Annotated in this window: 14 protein-coding genes; 2 read left to right on the top strand and 12 right to left on the bottom strand. The window is 63.0% G+C overall.

From position 1 onward, the window contains the following. Window positions 1-25: 25 nt before the first annotated feature. From Aeroheme_RS03995 to arcB, 5 genes are all read right to left on the bottom strand, one after another. Complete coding sequence (locus Aeroheme_RS03995; RefSeq protein WP_163155708.1) at window positions 26-1,237, bottom strand: EAL domain-containing protein; 1,212 nt, start codon at window positions 1,235-1,237, stop codon at window positions 26-28. Continuing rightward, window positions 1,230-5,483, bottom strand: coding sequence for a transporter substrate-binding domain-containing protein (locus Aeroheme_RS03990; RefSeq protein ID WP_411166721.1), 4,254 nt, complete (start codon window positions 5,481-5,483; stop codon window positions 1,230-1,232). Before Aeroheme_RS03990 ends, Aeroheme_RS03995 begins: the two co-directional genes overlap by 8 nt. Window positions 5,484-5,626: 143 nt before the next feature. Continuing rightward, entirely contained in the window at window positions 5,627-5,830 is a 204-nt protein-coding gene (locus Aeroheme_RS03985; protein ID WP_139745667.1) for a hypothetical protein, read from the bottom strand. Between the two features lie 291 nt (window positions 5,831-6,121). After that, window positions 6,122-7,492: a dGTPase gene (gene dgt, locus Aeroheme_RS03980; RefSeq protein WP_234568394.1), complete on the bottom strand. Its 1,371-nt coding sequence runs from the start codon at window positions 7,490-7,492 to the stop codon at window positions 6,122-6,124. A gap of 33 nt (window positions 7,493-7,525) precedes the next feature. Continuing rightward, a complete protein-coding gene (gene arcB / locus Aeroheme_RS03975) occupies window positions 7,526-9,838 on the bottom strand; it encodes an aerobic respiration two-component sensor histidine kinase ArcB (RefSeq protein ID WP_234677898.1) in 2,313 nt (770 codons plus the stop codon). Between the two features lie 201 nt (window positions 9,839-10,039). Between arcB and Aeroheme_RS03970 the strand changes: the two genes are divergently transcribed. Beyond that, window positions 10,040-11,038, top strand: coding sequence for a DUF2860 family protein (locus tag Aeroheme_RS03970; RefSeq protein WP_163138083.1), 999 nt, complete (start codon window positions 10,040-10,042; stop codon window positions 11,036-11,038). Between the two features lie 69 nt (window positions 11,039-11,107). Here Aeroheme_RS03970 and Aeroheme_RS03965 read toward each other — a convergent pair whose 3' ends face one another. The 4 genes from Aeroheme_RS03965 to Aeroheme_RS03950 form a co-directional block, all read right to left on the bottom strand. Continuing rightward, window positions 11,108-11,806: a DUF3334 family protein gene (locus tag Aeroheme_RS03965; protein ID WP_106885909.1), complete on the bottom strand. Its 699-nt coding sequence runs from the start codon at window positions 11,804-11,806 to the stop codon at window positions 11,108-11,110. A 118-nt stretch (window positions 11,807-11,924) separates the two neighbouring features. Beyond that, entirely contained in the window at window positions 11,925-12,371 is a 447-nt protein-coding gene (locus tag Aeroheme_RS03960) for an HIT domain-containing protein (RefSeq protein ID WP_411166720.1), read from the bottom strand. A gap of 70 nt (window positions 12,372-12,441) precedes the next feature. Beyond that, window positions 12,442-13,080 (bottom strand): DUF2057 domain-containing protein, encoded by a 639-nt coding sequence (locus Aeroheme_RS03955; RefSeq protein WP_411166719.1) that lies wholly within the window; start codon window positions 13,078-13,080, stop codon window positions 12,442-12,444. A gap of 69 nt (window positions 13,081-13,149) precedes the next feature. Continuing rightward, window positions 13,150-14,049, bottom strand: coding sequence for a LysR family transcriptional regulator (locus Aeroheme_RS03950; RefSeq protein ID WP_411166718.1), 900 nt, complete (start codon window positions 14,047-14,049; stop codon window positions 13,150-13,152). A gap of 98 nt (window positions 14,050-14,147) precedes the next feature. Here Aeroheme_RS03950 and Aeroheme_RS03945 point away from each other — a divergent pair, with 98 nt between their 5' ends. After that, on the top strand, window positions 14,148-14,750 hold the full coding sequence (locus tag Aeroheme_RS03945; protein WP_234691023.1) for a short chain dehydrogenase: 603 nt from the start codon (window positions 14,148-14,150) through the stop codon (window positions 14,748-14,750). Between the two features lie 128 nt (window positions 14,751-14,878). On the opposite strand, the gene Aeroheme_RS03940 is transcribed toward Aeroheme_RS03945, so the two are convergent. The 3 genes from Aeroheme_RS03940 to dapA all read right to left on the bottom strand — a co-directional run bounded on the left by Aeroheme_RS03940 (window position 14,879) and on the right by dapA (window position 18,156). Beyond that, window positions 14,879-15,982 carry a phosphoribosylaminoimidazolesuccinocarboxamide synthase gene (locus tag Aeroheme_RS03940; RefSeq protein WP_411166717.1) on the bottom strand — a complete coding sequence of 368 codons (1,104 nt, stop codon included), beginning with the start codon at window positions 15,980-15,982 and terminating at the stop codon, window positions 14,879-14,881. A 169-nt stretch (window positions 15,983-16,151) separates the two neighbouring features. Next, window positions 16,152-17,276, bottom strand: coding sequence for an outer membrane protein assembly factor BamC (gene bamC / locus Aeroheme_RS03935; protein WP_106885903.1), 1,125 nt, complete (start codon window positions 17,274-17,276; stop codon window positions 16,152-16,154). Next, window positions 17,269-18,156 carry a 4-hydroxy-tetrahydrodipicolinate synthase gene (dapA, locus tag Aeroheme_RS03930; protein WP_106885902.1) on the bottom strand — a complete coding sequence of 296 codons (888 nt, stop codon included), beginning with the start codon at window positions 18,154-18,156 and terminating at the stop codon, window positions 17,269-17,271. Before dapA ends, bamC begins: the two co-directional genes overlap by 8 nt. Window positions 18,157-18,297: the final 141 nt, after the last annotated feature.

The following is an 18,297-nucleotide window of genomic DNA, read 5'->3' as shown; positions in this document are numbered from 1 at the left end:
GTCGCAGCGGGCATCCTGCCCTTGATTAGCGCCCGATCAATGCGGGCAATCGTTCGCGCCAGGTGTCATGCCAGACGAGCAACTCCTCGCGTGGCATGGGGCGTGCGGAGAAGAACCCCTGGCACTGATCGCACCCCAGCCTGGCCAGCAGCAGCCAGGTGGCCTCGTCCTCGACCCCCTCTGCCACCGATTTTAACCCCAACTTGCGCGCCAGTTCGATACTGGATTCGATGATGGCGAGGCGGGAGGGATCTTCATAGCAGCGATCGACGAAGGATCTGTCCAGCTTCAGCTCGGTGAACGGCAGCAGGGCGAGCTGCTGCATGGAGGAGTAGCCGGTGCCGAAGTCGTCGATGGAGAGGCCGAAGCCGTGCATCCGCAAGCGGGTCAGCACCTCCAGCGACTTGCCGAGATCCTTGACGAAGGCGCTCTCTGTCACCTCCAGGGTGATGAGCTCGGGGTTGATGCTCCAGCGCTGGCAGTGATTGAGCAGGGTATTGCACAAATCCCCCTCGATAAGCGAAGTGGTGGAGAGGTTCATCGAGAGGTTGAGGGAGAGCCCTGTCTTCTCCCACAGGTGGCCGTCGCGCAATGACTTGCCGATGATCACCTCGGTCAGCGGATCCATGAGCCCGTTGTGCTCCGCCAGCGGGATGAAGCGGGCCGGCGAGATGAGCCCATACTCGGGGTGCTGCCAGCGGGCGAGCGCCTCCATGCCGACCCACTGACCGTTTTCAAAACTCACCTTGGGCTGATACCAGGGCAGCAGCTGGTCCTGCTCCAGGGCACGGCACAGCTCATCCAGACTCAGACTGCGGCCGTCCTCCTCCTGGCTACGCGCCTGCTGGGGCTGCCAGGCGCCGATCAGCTGGGCTATCTGCTGATGACTGGCGGGTTTGTCGATGCGCCCCAGCACCTGCAGGCCGTAGGCGCGGCTCATGCGCAGCACGGCGTCGACCACATCGTCTTCCAGCGCGCTGCACAGCACTATGCCGCCGCGAAAGCCACCCAGGGAGAGTCGACGCAGCAGGGCCATGCCATCCATGCCCGGCATCCGCAGATCGCAGAACAGGATGTCGACCTGATGGTGCTGACACTGGGTCAGCGCCTCCTCTCCGTCCTGGGCTTCCAGCAGGTTGCCGTAGCCAAGCCCGCGGATCTGGTGCATCAGGGCCTTGCGCTGGAAGTTGTGATCCTCCACCACCATGATCACCAACTCATGCCGTGCACTATTCATCGAGCCATAACTCCATTTCACCTCTGATAGAGTCCATCAATGCCTGTACCGTCTGGCCCAGCTCGTCGAGTCTGTCCAGTTGCTTCAACCTGGCCGCCGCCTCCAGCTGGGCGGCCTCGGTCGCCAGGGCCTGCTGCCCGACCATGCGGGCGGCCCCCTTGATGCGATGCGCCGTCTCCACCAGCGCCTGGGTATCCTGTCTGGCCAGCGCCAGCATCATGTCTTCGCCATCCTGCCGGTTGGCCTCCAGATACTCCCTCCCCATGCTGCGCGCCACCGCCTCGTCCCCGAACAGGGTCAACCAGCTTATTCCCGGTGCCTGAACCTCTGCTTGCCGGGGAGCCATTGTCTCTTGTTGCGGGCTGGCCGCCGGTAGCCAGCGAGCCAGGGTCTGGCGCAGGGTTTCCAGGCTGTAGGGCTTGAACAGCATGTCGTTCATGCCGGCCTCCAGCATCTGCTGGCTGGCCTCCTCCGAGGTATCGGCGGTGACACCTATGATGGGCGCCTCGTCACCGGCCGCCCGCAGGGTGCGCGCCAGGGTATAGCCATCCATCACCGGCATGTGGCAGTCGGTGAGCAGCAGGGCGAACTCCTGCCCCTGCCAGGCGCGCAGCGCCTTCTCCCCATCATCCACCACCTCGGGGTCTATGCCGAGGATGGCGAGCTGGCGGGTCAGCAGCGCACGGTTGACGGGATGATCGTCCGCCACCAGCACCCTGCCCCTGAGCCGCTCTCCCTGCATCTGCATCGGCTGGCTCGGCCGCTCGCTCGACAGCTGGCGACAGGTCTCCAGCAGCAGGTCCGGGTAGATGGGAGACTGGCCTATCCGCCACCAGGCGTCACTGCCCATGCGGCCACGCAATGCCTCATGGGGGGAGAGTACTATGCCCTTGAGGGAAGATTGCTGCAAATGCTGCAACCAGCCACTGCCAAGGGCCTGCTCCAGGCGGCTCTCCTGCGCCAGCAGGTAGCCCTCAAGGGGATGACGCCACTGATCTGCGGTCAGGGGGTGAAGTGTGGCGCCGAGTTGCTCCATCACGGCTTGCAGCACCTCGTCCTCACCGAACCACCACCAACGCTGACCTGCCAGCGGCGGGGCGTCCCACCGACACTCGGCCAGGGGAATCGCGAAGGTCACAGTGGTGCCGACCCCCGCCTCGCTCTCCAGCACCAGGCTACCCCCCATCTTCAGGGTCAGCTGATGGCAGATGGCGAGCCCGAGCCCGGTGCCGCCGAAACGCCGGGTGATGTCGGACTCCACCTGCTTGAAGGGGGTGAACAGATTGACCTGCTTCTCCAGGGCTATGCCGATCCCCGTATCCCGCACCGTCAATGTCAGCCGATGGTCCTGATAGCCAACCTGGATGGCAATTTCCCCCGCCTCGGTGAACTTCACCGCATTGTTCAGCAGATTGGAGATCACCTGACCCACCCGCACCGCGTCCATGCTGGCGTGATCCGGCACCTCAGGCCCCCACGCCAGCGTCACGTTGAGCCCCTTGCCATAGGCCAGGGTGGCATGACCCCGGATGACGTCGCAGATGACTGAGGTCAACCGGCAGGGATGGGGATTGAGTTGCAGCTGCCCTGCCTCCATCTTGGAGAAGTCCAGGATGTCGTTCACCAGATAGAGCAGGTGATTGGTGGAGGTCGAGATGTTGCGCAGCATGTAACGCTGGTCGTCATCGAGGGAGCTCATCTGCAGCAGCTCCAGCATGCCGTGCATGCCGGAGATGGGGGTGCGCAACTCGTGGCTCATGGTGGCGAGGAACCGGCTGCGCACCTGGGTCGCGTCTTCCGCCACCCGTCTGGCCTCACGCAGCTCCAGCTCCTGGCGCTTGAGCTTGGTGATGTCCTGCACCACCCCGTTCAGGATGACCCCCTCCAGCCCCTCCTGTCGCACGAAGTGGCCCCGGATCTGCAGGTAGCCCGCTTGTCCCTGGCGCTTGATCTCCACCTCGAGATCCAGCGGCTGCATGGTCAGGGCATGGCGCTCCACCGTGGTCACGAAGTCATGCAGGGCTTGCCCCGTCAGCCCCAGAAGGCTGTCGTCGGTCTCCTCGGATCCCAGCATCTCCTTGAGCCCCTGGGAGGTATAGAGGAAGCTGCCGTTGCCCGGCCCCAGCCAGTGATACTGATAGACCAGCCCCGGCATGCTGTCGGTAATCTGGGTCAGCCGGGTCTGCGCCTCCTGCGCCGCGGAACGCGCCTGCCTCAGCTCGGTGACGTCCGTCAGTACGGTCAGGATCCCGAGCCGCTTGCCGTCGGGACCGACGAACAGCCGCTTGGTGTAAATCATCTGATGCTCGACTCCGTCGGCGAGCTGGATCTCGCCGCGGCCGTGGAACTCCTCGCCGCTCTCCCAGACCCTGGCATCCTCCTCGATCACCCTGGCCCGGATGGCCTCAGGCAGCCTGTCCTTGAGCAAGCTCTCATAGGAGCCGTTCAGGTTCTCGCCCCCCAGGAACATCTGTCGATATGCCAGGTTGGTCATCGCAATTTCATGGCGCTCATTGGTCAGCACCACCTGGTTGGGCAGGGCGTCCAGCATCATCTGGACGAACACCAGCTGCTCTTCGAGCCGACGCTCCGCCTCCCGCCGCTGACTGATCTGGCGGCGCAGGGTTCGGTTCCAGCCCACGAACAACAGTAGGAAGAGCAGAAAAATCCCCCCGCCCAGGGAGGACCAGAGCAACACCTTGTGCGGATCCAACCCCGTATGTATGGTCAGGGAGAGCCACTTCTTCTCCAGGGCGACCAGCTCCGCCGGGGGGATTGAGAGCAGCACCTTGGTCAGGATCTGCTGCAACATGGGATCATGCAGGTGGGCCGCCATGGCGATGGGAACCCGCAACTCGCTGCCGGAGAAGACTACCTGATAGCGATCGCTGAAGCCCCGCTGCAACGACTGCTCCAGGGTGGTCATGCTCATCAGCACATAGTCCACCTTCTGCTGATCCAAAAGCGGCAGCAGCTCGGGATCGCTTGCGACCGTCACGGGCTCGGCCCCCACCTCGCTTAGCAGGGATTTCTCCACCGAGCCCCCCACCATGCCCACCCTGTACCCTTTCAACTCCTTGGGACTGGTCAGCTCCGCCATGTCATGCCTGCCCACTATCACCCGATTCAAAGAGACGTAATTGGGCGTAAAGCGGGCAAACTGCTGGCGCTCCATGGTCGGGGTCATGGCCGGGATGACATCCAGCTTGCGAGCCTGGAACAGCTCGAGTGTCTGGGCCCAGCTCCTGGTCTGCACCAGGGTGAACTGCAGGCCGGCGCGCTGGTTCAACATCGCCAGCAGATCGGCAACCAGCCCCTTGAGCCGGCCCTTGTCGTCTATCTCGCTCATCCCGGGCCAGTCCGGGGCGACCCCATACTTGAGCACAGGGTGCTGCTGCAGCCACGCCTGCTCCGGCGCGCTGAAGACGACCTCCTTGCTGCCCTTCACCAGCTCATAGTCAACTATGCCCCCCGCCTCCAGGATGCGGCGACGCTCGCCGGGCGAGATGTCATCCAGCGCCCGCTCGAGCAGCTCCTGCAGCGGCTCGTTGCCCGGCGCCACCGCCATGGCGAGGGAGGTATCCTTCATCCAGTCCACAGTGGTGACCGCCATGCCCGCCATGGCCTGCAGGCGGCTCAACATGGGCAGCTCGGCCAGATAGGCGTCCGCCTTCCCCTCCTTGAGCATGAAGATCGCCTCATCCCGGCTGTCCACCGTCACCAGGTTCGAGATGCCAAGGCGCAGCAGCTCATCGCAGGCGCTGACACCGAAGACGCAGACCCAGCGCACCCCGTAGGCCTCCTCCAGGGAGAGGCTCTCCCGCCCTCCGGTCAACAGAACGGCGCGGGGCAGCGCCATCAGCTCTGAGGTAAACAGCATCTGCAGCTTGCGGATCGGGCTGGGGGCCACGCCGATCACCATGTCAATCTTGCCGTCCAGCAACGCCTGCTGGACCGCCGTATTGTTGGCATAGGTGCGATAACGCAGCTCGAGACCCAGGCTGCCCGCAATCTGAGAGGCAAAGGCATCCAGGGGGCCGGTGAAGTTTCCCCGGCCATCGGTATAGATATAGGGGGGCCAGGCCGTCGCCGGCATGCCGACCACCAGCTCATCGTGGGTGAAGAGCCATTGCTGCCCGGAGGGCGTTAAGGCGCTCTTGTCCAGCAGCGTCTCGACCGCAGTCGCCCCCTGGCTACAGCAGGCCAGCCAGCACAACAGGATGAGGCGATAGCAGCGGCAAAGCATAGTTAACTCCCGTATGGATAGGAGGGGGATCATAATGTGTCTGGCTAAATGTGCGACAACAAAATTGAGACAATGCTCATCAGGAAAGAAAAATGGCAGGCCGAGGCCTGCCATCCAGGAGTCGGGGGCCGGAGCCCCTCGCCTCAGGTTATTCGATTCCCGAGTCGGAAACCGGTTTGAAACTCCCGCTCACGGATGTGGGCGACCTGCACATTGTGCCCTTCCAGCCCTATGTCTTTGAGCAGGGCGGGAGAGAGATGCAGATAGCTGACGCGACGTTCCAGCCGGGTGATCCGTTTTTGAACCAGGGTTTCGACGCGGCGCAGCAGGGCGAGTTCGATAGACATAATATTCTCCAGTTGAACGTGCGGTTCTCCCGGAGAGAGGCATCACCCTGCGGGACAACCGCGGGTGATGAAAAAGCAGGTGTTACCTGTTCCCTCCACGCGGTAAATAAAGAGCACGAGTCTTCGCGCTGCCATTGCAGCGATCGAACGCAACGTTGAACATGGAATGTTGCATGATCGTCTCCTTACCGTGTGAAAGTTGAACAAGTTGCCACAGTCTAAAAAAACACCGAATTTTACGCAATATCTCCCCCACCCATATGGGTGGAGTGCGGTCAGAACCGGCCCCGGTCAAATCCCGGACAACAGCCGGAACTCCTCAAGCGCATAGGTATCCGTCATGCCGCTGACGTAGTCGAGCAACAGCCGCACCCTGTAGTACCACTCCTGCTCGGCGCGATTGTCAAAGCGCGGATCCCGGCTGGCCACCGCCAGCCGGTAGGCCTTGAGGTGGCGGGCCGACAACCGGTGGAACAGCCGCCGGGCGAAGAAGAGCTCGCTCCCGCCGTTGCCGGCCAGCAGCCGCTCGAATTGGGCGGCCGGCAGTGCCAGCAGGCAGGCGTAGGTGGAGAGCACACCGCGCAGGGCGGCATAGCCTTCCAGCTCCAGTGCCTCGACCTCGGGACGCATGAACACCTGCTCGCGGGCCACCTGCTTGAGGGTGTCGAGCACCTGCGCCGCCGGGGCCTGACCGTGCAGCAGCGCCCTGGGGTAGGCGCCGCTCAGTATGGCCTCGTGATCGCTCACATAGGTGTGGGCCGCCAGCGCCACCAGATCCCGGGTCAGCTGCTGACGAAAATGGGGGAAGAAGCCCCGCTCCGAGGCCAGCGCCTCCTCGAGCAGGGTGGCCATGTAGTCCCCCTCATCGGCACCGCGCAGCGCCGCCAGCAGCTCCCCCTGGGTGAGGATGCGCCTGTCCACCGCGTCCTCCAGATCGGCGATGCAATAGGAGATGTCGTCCGCCGCCTCCATGATATAGACCAGCGGATGCCGGCATCCCGGCGCCAGCCCCAGACTCTGGCCGAGGGCGCGGTAGAGGGGTTGCTCGCTGAAAAAGATGCCGCGCTTGCTGGTCCAGCCATGGTGCTGGCCATAGCCCTGGGGACTGTGCAGCAGGGGCTGCTGCGGGTATTTGCACAGGGCCGCCAGCTGGCCCAGGGTGAGGTTCATCTCGTGCAGGCTGTGCACCAGCCGCAGGCTCTGGGCATTGCCATCAAACACCAGCAGGTCCTGGCGCAACTCGGCCCACTGCGGGCTCGGCAGTTGTTCATGGGCGCTGGCGAACAGCTCATCCAGCGACTGTGCCAGCCACTGGCTCATCACCTGCTCGCCGAAGTGACCGAACGGCGGGTTGCCGACGTCGTGCAGCAGGCAGGCCATCTCCACCAGGTTGATGAAGGCCCCCTCGCAGACGGTGCCCGCCGGCAGGGCCGCCAGGATGCGCCGGCTGATCTGGCGACCCGTCTCCTGCACCTCCAAGGAGTGGGTGAGACGGCTGCGCACCGAGGCCTTCACATCCAGCGGGAAGACCTGGGTCTTTTGCTGCAGGCGGCGCACCGGCGCCGCCTGCACTATGCGGGCGCGATCCTGCTCGGTCGCCTCCAGCAGCTCCTCGCTGCCCCAGGGGTGAATGCGCGCCGGGGTAATCAGACTGTCATACATGGTGCGGCTCCTTGCTTGTGGCGTCCGTCAGGTTCACGACAACAACCAGCGCCGCAAGCGGGCGATGTCGCCGGGATATTCACGGCGCAGTGTCTCAATCCAGTCCTCCACGTTCTCCCACCAGGCGGGGTGATCCGGGCTCTGGATCAGCTGGGCCGTCTGCTGCAGGCGGCGCAGGCCGATGGAACCCGCCGCCCCTTTTATCTTGTGAGCCTCCTCCACCACGCCGGCCTGATCCCTGGCAATCATGTTGGAGTCCAGCACCGCCATGTAGTCCGGCATCATCTTCTCGAACAGATCCACGCTGGAGAGCAGCACCGGCTTGCCGACCGTGCTGGCGTAATCGGTGAGGAAGGGCAGGTCCAGCAGTGCATCTTGGTTGCCCGCGTCCGCCTGATCAAAGGCCTCGTCGTCCGCCAGATCCGCGAACAGGTGACCTATCACCTCCCGCACCGCCTTGGAGCCGAGCGGCTTGTTGATCACATCCTGCATGCCGTGATCCCGATAGTACTGGCGATCGCCGGTGGCGTTGGCGGTGAGCGCCACCATGGGGGGCAGGCTGTCGCCGTAACGGGCCAGCAGCTGGGCTGCCACGTCGAAGCCGGTCATGTCCGGCAGCTGGATGTCCAGCAGTATGAGGTCGAAGTCATCCGGGTTGGCCATGGCCAGCGCCTGGGTGCCGTCCCGCGCCACCTGCACCTGATGACCCAGCTTGTTGAGCAGGGCGCAGGCGACGGTGACGTTCAGCTCCACGTCCTCCACCAGCAGTATGTCGAGGGAGGGCATCTCGGGCTCAGGCGGGGTCGCCTGCGGTTCGACACAATCCACCTCCAGTTCGGCGGTGAAGCAGGAGCCTTCGCCAGGATCGCTGTCCACATAGAGCTGACCGCCCATGGCCTGCACCAGTTGGCGGGAGACGGCGAGACCGATGCCGGTGCCGGTGGCGTGCTTCTTGCCCTGCACCTGGTAGTACATGGCGAAGATCTTCTCCTGCTGGGCACGGGGAATGCCGACCCCGGTGTCTTCCACCTCGAAGTGCAGCGCCAGCTTGCCCGGTTCATCGGCGGCGTGGGCGAGGCAGCGCACCGTCACCCCCCCCTCGTCGGTAAACTTGACCGCATTGCCCACCAGGTTCCACAGCACCTGGCGCAGCCGGGTGCCGTCCGCCATCACGAACTGCGGCATGTCGCCATCCCGATCGAAATGCAGGTAGAGCCCCTTCTGCTCCGCCTGGATGCGCGACAGCATCTCCAGCTCGTCGAGGAAGGCGGGCAGATCCATGGGAGCAGGCGCTATCTCGAGGCGGCGGCGATCGAGTTTGTCCAGATCGATGATGTCATTGAAGATGTTGCCCAGGGTCACAGCACTCAGGTGGATGGTCTTGAGCTGCTGCTGCCGCTTGGCATCGAGGGGGGTGTCCATCAGCATGCGGCTCAGCCCCACTATGCCGTTGAGCGGGGTGCGCAGCTCGTGGCTGATGGTGGAGATGAAGGTGGTCTTGTCCCGGCTCGCCTTCTCCAGCTTGTCCTGATACTGCTTGCGCTCCGTGATGTCGCGGCCGAAGCCGAGCAGGCCGAGCCGCTTGCCGAACCTGTCGAAGAAGGGCACCTTGCGCAGCTCGAAGTAGGCCTTGCGGCCATCGGGGTACTCCAGCCACTGCTCATAGGTGAGGGGCTCGTTGCTGGCAAAGACCTGCTTGTCGGTCTCCACCACCTTGTTGGCTATCTCCTGCTTGTAGACATCAAACGGGGTCAGCCCGATGAGCTCGGCCTCCACCTTGCCGGTGAGCTCCTCCATGGCGCGGTTGCAGCCGGAGAACTGCTCGTCCTCGTTGCGGTAGTAGACCAGATCCGGGGAGCAGTCGATGAAGGAGCGCAGCAGGGCGGTACGCTCCCCCAGGTGCAGCTGGGCCTTCTCCCGCTGGAACACCTCGTTCTCCAGATCCTCTATGGCTTGCTGGCGCAGGGTCTCGGCCCTGTTGGTCTCGGCTATCTGGGCATTGAGGCGGCTGATGTTCTCCTGCAACTGGCTGTTGAGCTCGAGGTCGCGCTCGCGCATGTCCTGCAGCTTGCGCACCATGCGGGTCAGCCGCTGGCGGGAGTCTTCCAGCTGATCCACGACGATGGAGAGGAAATAGACGGCCCAGGGGGTCACCAGCAGGCCGAAGAAGACAGAGCGCACCAGGTCGACTATGTCCACAGTGCCGCGCAGAAACAGGGTCACCCCCATCTGGATGGAGACCGCCAGCACTATGATGGCGGTCGCCAGGAACATGCTGAAGCGCACCAGTCCCAGCTTGGTCATCAGGTCGACATAGTATTGCGCCCAGGATTTGATTTGCTTCATCTCGTTGTTTTCTCCCCGTTATTGCGCAAACAGAATACCAGTACGGCGCCCTGAACTCTTGCCCCTTGCACCTTAAATTATTGATTAACGTCACACTCCGACTGGGGTAGCATTCCCGCCTGAGTCAGTCAGCTCCGGTTCAGCAAAGGATCCCGAGCCGCACTGCCACCCTTGTCATCCCCTGTGTCAGGAGCACACCCCATGCGCAATCATGTCCTGTTGAGTCTTGGTCTGCTAGCCGCCAATGCCGCCCACGCCGATCTTGGCGAGATCCCCAGAGAGTCCGGCTGGTCCGGTTTCCTGCTCGGCGGGGTCAATGTCGTCAGCTACGAGTCCAACTTCTACGCCGGCGATGACAACCACAGTCGAATCAACGACCTCGGCTCTCCCGACAGCGAGAGCGGCCTGACGCCGCTTATCAACGCCGACATCCGCTACACCTTCGCCGACACCCGCACCCAGGTGTTCCTCGGCAACCTGATCCAGGATGCGGTGCGCTTCGACTTCACCCAGCAGCTGGGCCTGCGCCAGGAGATGGGCGACAAGGGCATAGTGGCCACCTCCCTGGTGTTCAACGCCATGCCGGTGGAGCTGTGGAGCGATCCCTTCGCCACCGGGGTAGATCGCAGCGCCACCGACGTGAAGTCGAAGGGAGTGCGCTTTGCCTGGGACAAGATCTGGGGCAGCAACTTCTACGGCACCCTCACCACCCGGGAAGTGGATCTGGACGAGGAGCGAAGCGGTCAGCAGTATGACCAGACACACGGCACCCAGTATGCCGCCATGCTGGATCGCAACGGCAAGGTGCACGACATGGCGCTCTCCTACCAGTTCCACTTCGGCGGCAACCAGTTGCTGGAGCCGGCGATCCTCTACAAGCAGGCCAGGCTGGATGGCAGTGCCGAGAGCTTCGACAACACAGGGTTGCAGCTGACTTACGCCAAGCGGGGCCCGCAATGGTCCATCGTCAGCAACCTCTATGCCGGCAAGCGCAAGTATGACGAGGCAAATCCCCTGTTCGGCCAGCGTGCCGATGCAGACGAGTTTGCCATCAACGGCACCTTCTTCTGGCATAACCTGTTCGGGGTCAAGGCCCTGGCCGCGACCTTCACGGCGGCTTATTCCGGCGCCGACTCCGACATCGACTTCTACGATACCCAGGCCACCCGCTTCAGCACCGGCCTGCTGTACAACTTCTAAGCCGAACCCTGTCGAAAACAGCGAGGCCACCCCAGGGGTGGCCTCGCTTTTATTCGCTTCCTGACGGCGTCAGATGCCGAGGGAGTCCAGCAGATCGTCGTGCTCGTTGCTCGCAGGCGCGACCGCCGAGGCCGGCTTGGTCGCCGCCAGCTTGGTCTGGGCGATCAGCGCATCGGGGTCAATCTCCTCCTGATCCCTGCCCTCGTTGTGCAGCCGAATGAACTCGGTGCCGTCCATCGCCAGCTCCAGATAGAAGATGTTGTTACTGGCGGTGAAGAAGGTGACCCTGCGGGTCTCGGGATTGTCGAGGTTGGTATCCACGCTCAGCATCACCTGCTTGTTCAGGGCCAGCATCTTGGGCTGGTTCTGGGTGATGTGGGTCTGCAGCTCGCGCCCCACCTTGCCGGTGAAGCTGCCGAGGATCTGGTTCATCAGCTCGCCCATGACGTTGCTCACCTCGTCCGAGGTGTGGGAGATGGCGAGATCCTCCTTGGAGAGCCCCATGCTGAGCATGTAGCTCTGGTAGAGCTCCATGGCCGCGGCGGCGGAGAAGTTGATCACCACCAGGCCGGAGAAGCCGCCATCAAACAGCACGAAACAGCCGATATCCGGCTTGAGGCAGGTCTTGCTGATCCGCTGCACCATGCCGGAGAAGCGCACCTGGGTCTGGGTCGCCGCGCTCAGGACGCCCGTGACCGAATTGCACAGGCTCAGCAGCACATCCTCTGTGGTCAATACGGCATCATCCTCGGATCTTGTTACTATCATGGAACCTTCCTGCTGATCGAAAAAATAGGCTTGTCTGTCTCACCGCCCATGTCATCACGCTCGCGTCCGATACGCTAACAGATTGCGTGATCCCGGTGCTGAAACCGCGAGCCGCCTCTCACTTGACCGTATTGTCAGTCAGAAACGGCTGAAATCCACCCAGGGTGGCCAACCGGGCTCGCCAGTTATCGGCCTGCTGTCGCAAATCTTGTGCCTGATAGGGAATCGCGGGGTGCGCTCCCCAGATGGGACCGGGCCAGGCGGCATCGGTGCTGAAGCGGGCGACATGGTGCAGGTGCAGCTGGGGCACCAGGTTGCCGAGCGCCGCCACGTTGATCTTGTCCGGATTGAGCGCGTGCTCCATCAGGGTGGCGACGGCGCAGGACTCCTGCATCAGCTGTTGCTGCTGCTCGGGAGGCAGATGGTGGATTTCCCGCAGCCCGGGGACCCTGGGCACCAGGATGAGCCAGGGATACTGGCTGTCTTTGGCCAGCAGTACGCGGCAAAGGGGGAGATCCCCGAGTATCTGGGTATCCGCCTGCAGGCGGGGATGCAATTCAAACATGGGGCCTCGCTGGTCAACATGGGCACGTCAGGAGATGAGTGTGCCCACGTTACTGCAACGGGGGGCAAACTTAAAGCCGGGGCACGGCCCAACCGATGAAGCGCTTGCGAAGTTCGGGGTCCGCCTGCAGGAAGAGCTGCTGCAACTGCCCCTCCAGCTCGCTGGCAGGGACTGAAGGGGCCTGGGCCGCCGTCGCCGCGGCCGTGGTCGCCGCCGCGCCGGTCGCCAGCACCGCCTTGCCCGTGCCACGGTTGTACTCTTGCAGCCTGGCGTGCCAGTCCATGCCGATCTGCATGCCGTTGACCACCAGGGCCTCCTGTTGCACCTTCAGGGGCTTGTCCCCCGCCAGCAGGCTCACGACCGGCGTCTTGGCGTAGCGCTCCATGCCTTTCTCGTCGGTGGGCACCGTGGCCTGCAGGCGCACCGACTGGCCGCGGGCCTCAAAGCGGATCACCTGGGGCTCGGAGCGGATCTGGCGATCGTTGTCGCTGCTGTTGCGACTCGGGATCACCCCCTGATAGCGCACCAGCAACTGCTGCGCCCCGTCGGCCAGCACCCCATGCTGCTCGTCCTGCACCTTGCCGTCGCTCACCGCCAGGATCTGGAAATCCCCGGGTACTTCGACCCTGACCTCGGCCTGCACCGAGCCGGCACACGACAAGCCGGCACACAGCAACATGACCCCAACCCAACCCTGATGACCCTTCATTCCCTGTCTCTCTCTGCTCGCTATGATGGGCGCAGGCTAGCAGCCAAAGATGACAGAAAAATAACGGGCTCAGAGCAGGTAGTGGGGCCGCTCGGCAAACCACTGGGCCAGCACCTGCTTGAACAGCCGTATCTTGCGTGGCACCCGGCGCTGCTGGGCATGGAGCACGTGAAGCGGGTGCAGGGCCGTCTGCCAGTCCGTCAGCACTGCCACCAGCTCGCCCCTGGCCAGACTCGTCTCCACCAGCATCAGCGGGCACTTGGCAAACCCCATGCCCGAGCGGGCCAGTTGCAGCACTGTGCTGTAGTGATTGGCCCGCACCTTGCCCTGCACCAGGATGTGGGCCTCCTCCCCTGCCTTGCGAAAATGCCAATGCTCCCAGGCCGGGTTGTGCCCCTGGAGCAGGCAGGGGCGCCCGCCCAGCTCATAGGGGGTGGCGGGGAGCCCCTCCCGGGCCAGCAGAGTTGGGCTCGCCACCACCACGTCTTTCAGCTGCCCGAGGGGCAGCGCCACCAGGTTGTCCGGCACCTGATCCATGGCGCGCAGGGCGATGTCATTCTCCCCCTGGCTCATGTCGATCATGGCGTTGGTGAAATTGAGCTCCACCTCGACCCCGGGGCAGATCTCGGCGAAGCGCGCCAGCAGCTCGCTCACCATGCGATCGCCGGTACTGACCGGGCAGGTGAAGCGCAGGCGACCGCTGTCCTCCTCGGTCAGGGCGCGGATCCCCTCCTCCGCCTCCCGGGCCAGGGCGAAGATCTCGCCGGCCTGCTGGTGAAGCACCCTCCCCGCCTCGGTCAGGCTGAGTCTGCGGGTCGTGCGCTGGAGCAGCTGGGCATTGAGGGCGGACTCCAGGGCGCTGACGTGGCGGCTCAGCATCCCCTTGCTCACCCCCAATGCATCGGCGGCGGCGGAGAAACTGCCCCGCTGCACCACCTCGTAGAAACTGCTCAGATGGGCGATCTCCATCCATTAGCTCCAATATGGAAACAATGGGTTCATCTTAAGCGCTTTTTCTCCTTTTTCATCCAGCTATCATCAACACATCCCCATCAGGAGTGACCAAGATGAAAATTGTGATTGTGGGTGCCTCCGGCACCATAGGTTCCGCCGTCAGCGAGTTGCTTGCCAGAGACCACCAGGTGATCCGGGTCGGCCACCGCCGGGGGGATGCCACCGTCGACATGACGGATGGCGCCTCCATCGCCGCCCTCTTTGCGGGCATAGGCCGGTTCGATGCCCTGCTGGTCGCCAGCGGCAGCGTCGCCTTCAACGCCCTGACCGAGATGACGGACGAGCAGTGGCAGCTGGGGCTCCAGAGCAAGCTGATGGGCCAGATCAACCTGACCCGGGCCGCCATTCCCTATCTGAACGACAAGGGCTCCATCACCCTCATCAGCGGCATACTGAGCGAGGAGCCCATCCACTGGGGGGTCAGTGCAACCACCATCAACGGCGCCATAGAGCACTTCGTGAAGGGGGCCGCCTGCGAACTGCCGAGGGGCCTGCGCATCAACGTGGTGAGCCCGACCGTGCTGGAGGAGTCCATGGGCAAATACGCCGACTTCTTCCCGGGCTTCGTGCCTGTGCCCGCCGCCAGGGTGGCGCAGGCTTACCAGAAGTCCGTGCTGGGGGTACAGACCGGCCAGATCTTCAGGGTCAATGGCTGAGGCCTCCCTCTCCCACTGCCAGACGCCAATAAAAACGGGCCCCGTCATGGGGCCCGCATGTTTGTCGGCTTGCTGCCTTCACCACCGGCAAACGTTTGTGCGCCGGCGGCAAAAAAAGGCGGTCAGCCTCAGTCGATCAGACCGTACTGCTCGCGCAGCACCTCGATGATCTCCTGCTTGGGATTGGCACTGCGCACCAGCTTGTGACCTATGACCTTCTCGGCGATCCCCACGTAGGTGTGGGAGATGTCCATCATCACCTCCGTGGGCAGCTTGTTGTCCCGGGCCAGGGCGAAGCGTTCCGGCATGCGGTTCTTGTTGAGCAGGATGTCCGGATCCGGGAAGTGGTTGAGCAGCCACTGGCGGAAGCCCTCTTTGGACTTCTCGACGATCTCGCCATTGCGCAGGGCGGCGCCGTCCCAGATGCGGGAGCTGTCGGGGGTACCCACTTCGTCCATGTAGATGAGCTTCTCGCGACCGGCGACATCCTGGACATAGCCAAACTCGAACTTGGTGTCGACGAAGATCTGATCCAGCGCGGCCAGAGCCTCGCTGATGACGTTGAAACCCTCCTTGAGCAGGGCTTCATAGCTCTCTATGTCTGCCGGGGAGCGGAAGCCGAAGGCCTGATGGTGGCGCTCTATGTCGGCACGGGAGACGTTGACGTCGTCCGCTTCCGGCACGCCGTCCAGCCCTTTCAGCACACCCTTGGTGGAGGGGGTGATGAGGATCTCGGGCAGCTTCTGATCCTTCTTGAGCCCTTCCGGCAGACGGATGCCGCAGAATTCCCGCTCGCCGTCCTTGTAGGCACGCCACATGGAGCCGGTGATGTACTGGCGGGCGATGGCCTCGATCATCACGGGGCGGGCTTTTTGCACTATCCAGACGAAGGGGTGCGGGATATCCAGGATGTGGCTGTCCGCCAATCCCTTCTCCTTGAACAGCTTGAACCAGTGGCTGGAGATGGCATTGAGTGCAGCCCCCTTGCCCGGCACGCCGTTCAAGCCATCCACACCCTGCCAGATGCAGTCGAAGGCCGAGATGCGGTCGCTGATCACCATGAGGGCGAGCGGTGTATCCGCAGGCACATCATAGCCTTTCTCTCTTATGAGCCGGGCACTGTCTGCGGGGGTCAACCAGTAGACGCTGCGCACTTTGCCGGAATGGACAGGTTTATCGGTACGGATCGGCAAATCGTCATTCACCGCCAATACTTGATCTGCAAGACTCATGGCTAATAACACTTCCTGTTGTGGGACTGACAAGACAGGCGCATCAGGCTCCTGTCTACGAGGGATTCATTCAGCTAAACAGCGCTAGGCCCCTCTGCCGGGGCAGGCTCCCAGGAGGGCCCTTGGCGCGGACTCCGCATAACAAAACAGGGGCACCAGGCCCCTGTTTCTATTCTGCTTTAGCGGCCTGATCGGCCACGCCTTTGGCAAAGGCCTCGGACAGGCTGATATACATCTGGGAGATGACACCGGATGCGACCGGCTTCTTGTCCTTGTCGAACAGGGTGATGGAGGTCTTGCCTCCGGCCATCTCGCCCAGCTGGAAGCGATACTGGTCTTCCTCCAGCTTGAACGGCTCGGCCCCCTTGGCCTGCCAGAACTCGGCATTGGGTTCGTCATACTCGACGTCGATCCAGCCCAGGGACTGCTGGGTGTCCTTGATGGTGAAACCGTAGGCCGGCAACACCTGGTTGAGGCGGCGCCAGACCTGCTCGAAGGAGCCATCGGCGATCCAGGCACTCAGCTCGTTGTTGTCCAGACCCAGCTCCAGACCCATGCCATCGGTGGACTTGTGCTGTTCGCGGGCCTTGAGCTGCTTGTCGTAGTAGAGGGAGAACTGGTTCAGTGCCCGGGTCGCATAACGCTGGGCATCGGCCGGGGTCAGCACTGTGCTGGTCTCGCCATCTATGGTCTCTTCATGATCCAGCACCCGTACCGACATGTTGACGGCGTGACGCTGCAGGTCGTTGCTGAGGGTGAACTGGTAGCGTTGACGGATGCGGAAGTCTTCGTCCTCCTCCGCCCAGCCATCGAGGGCAGCGGAGTTGTCAAACCAGCCGGTCTGCAACACGCCGGCCTGCTGATCCAGCTTCTCTGTGGTGACCTTGTGCTGGGCCAGGAAGTTCATCAGGAAGGCCCAAGTATCGCGCTCCACGCTCTGGCTGGTGCTCAGGGCATAGAAGGCCAGGGTAGGCTCGCTGGCCTTGGCCACCACCTGACTGCCAGGGACCACCGTCAGCAGCTGGGCTGGCGGACGCACGTCCACCTTGGCGCCGATGGCACCTTCGCGGCTGCTCTCCGGCAGGGCCGGAATGTCGAAATTACTGTTAAAGGCGGGGGTACTCAACCCGGCGGGCACGAGGAAGGCGCGACCTTCGAGGCGGCTCTCTTCATACTCGAAGCCACGGTTGGCCATCTTGCGATCCTGGGGTGAGCTACAGGCTGCCAACACGGCAACAGTCGCGACACTCAGCACCAGGCGCACTGCATTTCCCTTTCCATTTGCTTTAAACACTCGCCATCAACTCCGCAGTCGTCAGTGCTCGCGCCATCGCCTGTTCCCCCTCGGGGGTGAGGTCGGTCAGCGGCAGGCGCAAGGTCGCCGTCGCCATCAATCCCAGTCGGGCACAGGCCCACTTCACCGGGATGGGACTCGGTTCGCAGAACAGAGTCTGATGCAACGGCATCAATCGATTGTTGATGTCATGAGCCTGCCCGGCATCACCGGCCAGCGCAGCACGACACATGTCGGCCATCTGGGGCGCCGCAATATTGGTGGTGACCGAAATGACGCCATCGCCCCCTTGCAGCATAAAATCACATCCGCTGGCATCATCGCCACTATAAAGCGCGAAATCCGGCCCGCACAACTCGCGCAGCAGCGGGGTGCGGCTCAAATCACCCGTCGCTTCTTTCAAACCGATAATGCCGGGAACCTTGGCCAGACGAGCCACGGTCTCCGGTTTGAGATCGCAACAGGTGCGACCGGGCACATTATAGAGAATTTGAGGCAGACCACTAGCCTCGGCGATCGCACAATAGTGACGATAGAGACCTTCCTGGGTGGGTTTGTTGTAATAAGGGGTCACCGAGAGGCCCGCCACCACGCCGGTTTGGGCAAAACGCCGGGAGAGCGCGATGGCGTGGGCAGTGCTGTTGGAGCCGCAGCCTGCGATGACCGGAATGCGACCGGCGGCGAACTCGACGGTCTTTTCCACGACTGCGATATGTTCCTGCTCGCTCAGGGTGACCGACTCTCCCGTGGTGCCCACCGCGACTATGGCACTGGTGCCGGCACCGACATGATACTCCACCAGGGCTGCCAGACTGGTCCAATCGATGTCACCCGAGGCCAGCATGGGGGTAACGAGCGCAACAATACTACCGCGTAACATGGATATTTCTCCCGATTTTCAGGGGCGTAATGGTAAAGCTGCCCCTTTTGAAAAACAAGGGAGGCAAGGGAGAAGCCGTGTTACCATCCGCCACAAAACGTATGGATGCACGAGGGCAGGAGAGGGCCCGGAGCAGGGCGT

It is taken from the genome of Aeromonas sp. DSM 116730 (assembly GCF_046581335.1).
Lineage (GTDB): Bacteria > Pseudomonadota > Gammaproteobacteria > Enterobacterales > Aeromonadaceae > Aeromonas > Aeromonas rivipollensis.
The sequence above is the reverse complement of the archived record's forward strand: the minus strand, read 5'-3'. Positions and strand labels throughout refer to the sequence as shown.